We start from the raw sequence: 5232 nt of genomic DNA on the forward strand, positions 1-5232 counted from the left end.
TGTGCCCGGTAAGAGGAGTGTGGCGGGGAGGTCGTGTCCGTCCGTGCAGCCGTCCGGTCCGAGGCCGGGTGGTAGTCACTCTGGTGCGGGGTCGTCGTCTGGTGGGCCTTGCAAGGCGGGTGAGGCGAAGAGCGGTGAGGGGACGTGTGCGCCTGTGGGGCCGTCCGTGGCTGAGCCGGGGCCCGGGGACGTTATGCCGGGGCCTGGTGAGGGGCCACAAGCTGGGGCTCCAGGCGGGCAGGGGGGAGAGTTTCCGGCGCCGGATCTGCCCACCGTGGCACCTTCGAAGCCGGTCGTGCTGCCGCCACTCGATCAGCCGACGGGGCCCCGGGTGGCGACCGGGGAGAGCCGGATGTCGCTGATGGCGCCGGCCGGGGCGCAGGAGTCGGACGGGACGGACTGGGCGGTCGTCACCGGGATCGCGCTGATCGCCGAGATCGGGCTGCTGTGGGGGGCCGCGTGCGTCGGGTTGTGGAGGCGGCGGCTGGCGTTGCGGCGGGCCATGTCCGACCGGTGACGGCACGAACGCTGGGAATGCCCTTTCTGGACGCCCGTATCGGGACGAACCAGCTCAATATCGGGTTCCGCGTCAGCGGGCCGACCGTCGGACAGTAAACACTGTCGTGACGGACAGGGGACCCCGCACCGCCGGAATATCGTGCGGTGGATCTTCTCCGCCGGCCGGGGGCGCCGGGCACGGTCGGTGACCGGCCGGGTGACCACGTGTGAAAGGGGAATTCCTCTTGTCACGGCGGTGATAAACCCGGCTTTGGTGAATGTGACCGCGAGCCGATATCGCGCGCCGACTACCATCGGGTAGCTTGGCGATCATTGCCGGTCACCGGGGGCGCTCCAGACACAGCCGTCCGGCCGACGCGGCCAAGATCCGCCGATGGCGCCCACCCGTACGCATTGCTCGGGGCCCGTCCGGCCCGTCCCCCCGGGAGAATGATCAATGGCATTGGGCTCGCTGCTTCCCGAACTCCTGCCCGGCGGTTCCGGCCGCACCCCGCTGATCGAGCGGGCGGCGAGGTGGGCGCAGGAGAAGCCGGACGCCCCTGCCTACACCTTCGTCGACTACTCGGCCGCCCCGGCGGGTGCGCACACCACGGTGAGCTGGGCCGAGACGGACCGGCGCGCCCGTGCCATGGCGGCGACGCTGCGGCAGGTCACCGGGCCGGGGGAGCGGGCCGCGCTGCTGCTGCCGCAGACGCTCGAGTACATGATGACGATGCTCGGCGCCATGTACTCGCATGTCATCGCGGTGCCGCTGTTCTCGCCCGACCTGCCGGGGCACGCCGACCGGCTGATCGGCGCCTACACCGACGCCGAGCCCGCGGTGATCGTCACGATGCGCAACGCCCTGCCGCATGTGGAGAAGTTCCTCGCCGACCACGACGTCCCGCAGCCGAAGGAGATCGTGTTCGCCGAGGAGATCGATCTCGCGCTGGCCGACCGGTGGGAGGGCGAGCCCATCGCGTTCGACGACCTCGCGTACCTGCAGTACACGTCGGGGTCGACACGCCGTCCGGCCGGGGTGGAGATCACGCACGGGAACGTGACGGCGAACGCGGCGCAGTTGTGGGTCGGCTGGGCGCCGGACAGGCCGAACCCGGAGCTGGTCAGCTGGCTGCCGCTGTTCCACGACATGGGGCTGATCGCGACGATGGCGATGCCGCTGGTGCGCGGCGACCACGCCATCTACACCGACCCCGTCTCGTTCATCATGAACCCGGTTCGGTGGCTTGAGCTGATCGCGGAGCGTCCGGGCAGGAACGTGTACACGGCCGGGCCGAACTTCGCGTACGAGTACGTCGCGTCGACGGCGTCGCCGGAGAAGATCGCGGCCCTGGACCTGTCCGGGCTCACGGCGTGCCTGAACGGCGCGGAGCCGATCCGCACCTCGACGCTGTCGATGTTCGCGGCGGCGCTGGCGCCGGCGGGGCTGCGTCCGGGCGCGCAGGCGCCGGGCTACGGGCTGGCGGAGGCGACGGTGTTCGTGTCCGCGGCGACCGAGGACGCCCCGCCCAAGATCATCTCCGTGGACCGGGAGGCGCTCACCCGGGGCGAGCTCAGGCTCCGCGCGGACGGTTCCGAGCTCGTGTCGTGCGGGCGGCCGTACGGGCAGCTCGTCGCGATCGTCGACCCGGAGACCCGTGTCGAGCAGCCGGACGGCAGGGTCGGTGAGATCTGGGTGCACGGGCCCAACACGGCGCCCGGCTACTGGCGCAACTCGGAGCGGAGCCAGGACACGTTCGGCGGCGAACTGTCCGAACCTGGGGACCTTCCGTCCGGGCCTTGGATGAAGAGCGGTGACTATGGCGTCATCCACGGCGGCGAGCTGTACATCACCGGCCGCATCAAGGACCTCATCATCGTCGACGGGCGCAACCACTACCCGCAGGACATCGAGGTCACCACGCAGGAGGCGCACCCCGCGATCCGTCCCGACCACGTCGCCGCGTTCGCGCTCACCGGGGAGGAGACGGAGCGGCTGGTGATCGTCGCCGAGCGCAACCGGCGTGTTCCGCTCGGACGGCTGGACCCGGACGAGGTCGAGGCGGCGGTGCGCGGCGCCGTCAACATCGAGCACGAGATGAGCGTCCACGACTTCGTGTTGATCGAACCGGGTGGCGTGTCGCGCACGTCCAGCGGAAAGATCGCACGTGCGGCGACGCGGCAGCGTTACCTGGACGGCGGGCTGCCGACGACGGCGGCCCGGCTGGCGTCCCGCAAGTAGCCGAGGCGGCCCGACGGCCGCGACGAAACAGGAGGATCATGCTTTCGGGGCTGGGGCGTCTCATCCACCGGCGACGCTGGGCCGGCCTGGTGCTGATCCTGGTGCTGACCGGGGTCGGGGGCGCATGGGGCCTCGGCGTGTTCGCCAAGTTCAAGGAGGGCGGCTTCGAGGACCCGAACGCGTCCTCGACGCTCGTCGCCCGGCTGGGCGCGACCTACTTCGGCAGCACCAACCCCGACGTCCTCGTCCTCTACACGAGCGACTCCATGACGGTGGACGATCCGCGCTACGAGGCGAGCGTCGTCACCACGGTGGCGCGGCTGCCGAAGGCGCAGGTCGAGGAGATCATCTCGTACTGGTCGTTCGACAGTGAGGCGGCGCATTCGTTCGCCTCCCACGACCGGCGGTCGACGTTCGTCGCGGTGAAGCTGCGCGGCAAGGACGGCGCGGCCAAGGCCGAGAACTACCACGCGATCAAGGACCGGCTGTCGGCGCCGGGGCTCGATGCCCGGTACGGCGGCAGCGTGCCGCTCGGCGAGGAGTTCGGCAAGCAGGTCGTCGCCGACATCGTGCGCGCCGAGCTGATCACGGCGCTGCCGCTGCTGATCCTGCTGATGATCCTGTTCGGCGCGTGGATGGCGTCCCTCCTGCCGATGGCCGTGGCGATCTTCTCGACGGTCGGCGGGCTGGCCGTCCTGCACGTGGTGACGTATGTCGCGGACGTGACGTCCTTCGCCCTGGAAGTCGTCACGATGATGGGCGTCGGCCTGGCGATCGACTATTCGCTGTTCATCATCAGCCGTTTCCGTGAGGAACTGGAGCGCGGCATGTCCGCGCAGGGGCTGCCCCAGGGCAAACCCTGGAAACGGGAACGCGACCCGGAGGCGCGCAAGGCGGCGAAGAAGGCCCACAAGACGGCGCTGGAGCCGATACGGGAGGCGGCCTTGGCCGCCACCATGGCGACCGCGGGCCGCACCATCATGGTCAGCGGCGTCACCGTGTCGGCCGCTCTCGCCGGGCTTCTGCTGTTCCCGCAGATGTTCCTCCGGACGATCGGGCTCGCGGGCATAGCCACCGTCATGGTCGCCGTCTTCGGCGCCACGGTCCTCCTCCCGGCGCTGCTGGCGCTGCTCGGCCCGCGCGTCGAGATCGGACGCATGCCGTGGCGGCGTCCCACGTCCAAGCGCGCGCAGCGCGACCCCCAGAGCGGCTTCTGGTACCGCCTCGGCCACAGCGTGATGAAGCATCCGCTGCCGTACTTCGCGATCGTGCTCGTCATCCTGGGCGTGATGTTCGTGCCGTTCTTGAACGTCCAGTTCGGCAGTGTGGACGCCCGCGTCCTGCCCAAGGACAGCCCCACCCGGGCCGTGGTGGAGACGGTCAAGAGGAACTTCCCCAACGGGTCCGCCGAGCCCATCGACGTCGTCGTCTCCGGAGACCTCATCCCGCGCGACTGGAAGCCCGCCAAGAAGGGCGATCCCATCCCGCCCTACCTGGAGGAGTTCAGGCAGCGCCTGGGCGGGCTTCCCGGAGTCACCGAGGCGCAGTACACCGGCTACTCCGGCTCGTACGGGGGCGTGCGCATCTCCGTCACGCACAGGTACGAGCCGATGGACCAGCGTGCCCAGGAGCTCGTCACCGAGATCCGCGGGATGAGCCTGTCGAAGGACGGCTATCCGATGCACATCGACGTCGGCGGCAGCACGGCCGCGCAGATGGACCTGATGTCCAGCCTGATGCGCACCTTGCCGAAGATGGCGTTCACCGTCGGGATCGCCACGTTCATCCTGCTCTTCATGTTCTTCGGGTCGATCGTGCTGCCGCTGAAGGCGATCGTGATGAACGTCCTGTCGATCGGCGCCTCGTTCGGCGCGATCGTGTGGGGCTTCCAGTACGGGCACCTCGCCGGGCCGCTGAACTTCACCCCGACCGGCGGCGTCGAGGCCACCAGCATGATCCTCATCCTCGCCGTCGTGTTCGGCCTGTCGATGGACTACGAGGTCTTCCTGCTCAGCCGCATCCGCGAGGAATGGGACCTCACGCACGACAACCGGCGGGCCGTCGCGTCCGGCATGCAGCACACCGGCGGCATCATCACCAGTGCCGCGCTGCTGTTCCTCGTCGTCATCGCCGCGTTCAGCATGGCCGGCATCACGGTCGTGAAGCTGATCGGGGTCGGCATGTTCGTCGCGGTCGTGGTGGACGCCGTGCTCGTCCGGTCGCTGCTCGTCCCGGCGACGATGCGGTTCATGGGCGGGGCGAACTGGTGGCTGCCGGGCTTCCTCGCGGGCCTGCACGCCCGGATGGACCTGCGCGAACGCAGTACCCTGGCCCCGGCGGGCGGCACCGCGGCACCGCCGCGCCTCCCGGCGGAGCAACCGTTCCCGTACGCGCTGCACTGGGAGGACGCGCGCCCGGTGGACGCGAACGAGGCGTTCCGGCCCGCCGCGCAGCCCGCGCCCGCGCCGGGCGCCACCGGGCTCGACGGGCAC

The 5232-nt window shown here is 70.2% G+C and carries 3 protein-coding genes; all 3 read left to right on the top strand.

The window, feature by feature from the left end:
- Positions 1-274: 274 nt before the first annotated feature.
- Positions 275-517 (top strand): hypothetical protein, encoded by a 243-nt coding sequence (locus AF1_RS35000; protein ID WP_131733047.1) that lies wholly within the window; start codon positions 275-277, stop codon positions 515-517.
- A 438-nt stretch (positions 518-955) separates the two neighbouring features.
- Complete coding sequence (locus AF1_RS31795) at positions 956-2740, top strand: fatty acyl-AMP ligase (protein WP_067807896.1); 1785 nt, start codon at positions 956-958, stop codon at positions 2738-2740.
- A 38-nt stretch (positions 2741-2778) separates the two neighbouring features.
- Positions 2779-5232, top strand: a 2454-nt coding sequence (locus AF1_RS31800; protein ID WP_067807898.1) for an MMPL family transporter, incomplete at its 3' end; no start/stop codon positions are given.

The organism is Actinomadura formosensis NBRC 14204, from assembly GCF_001552155.1.
GTDB lineage: Bacteria > Actinomycetota > Actinomycetes > Streptosporangiales > Streptosporangiaceae > Spirillospora > Spirillospora formosensis.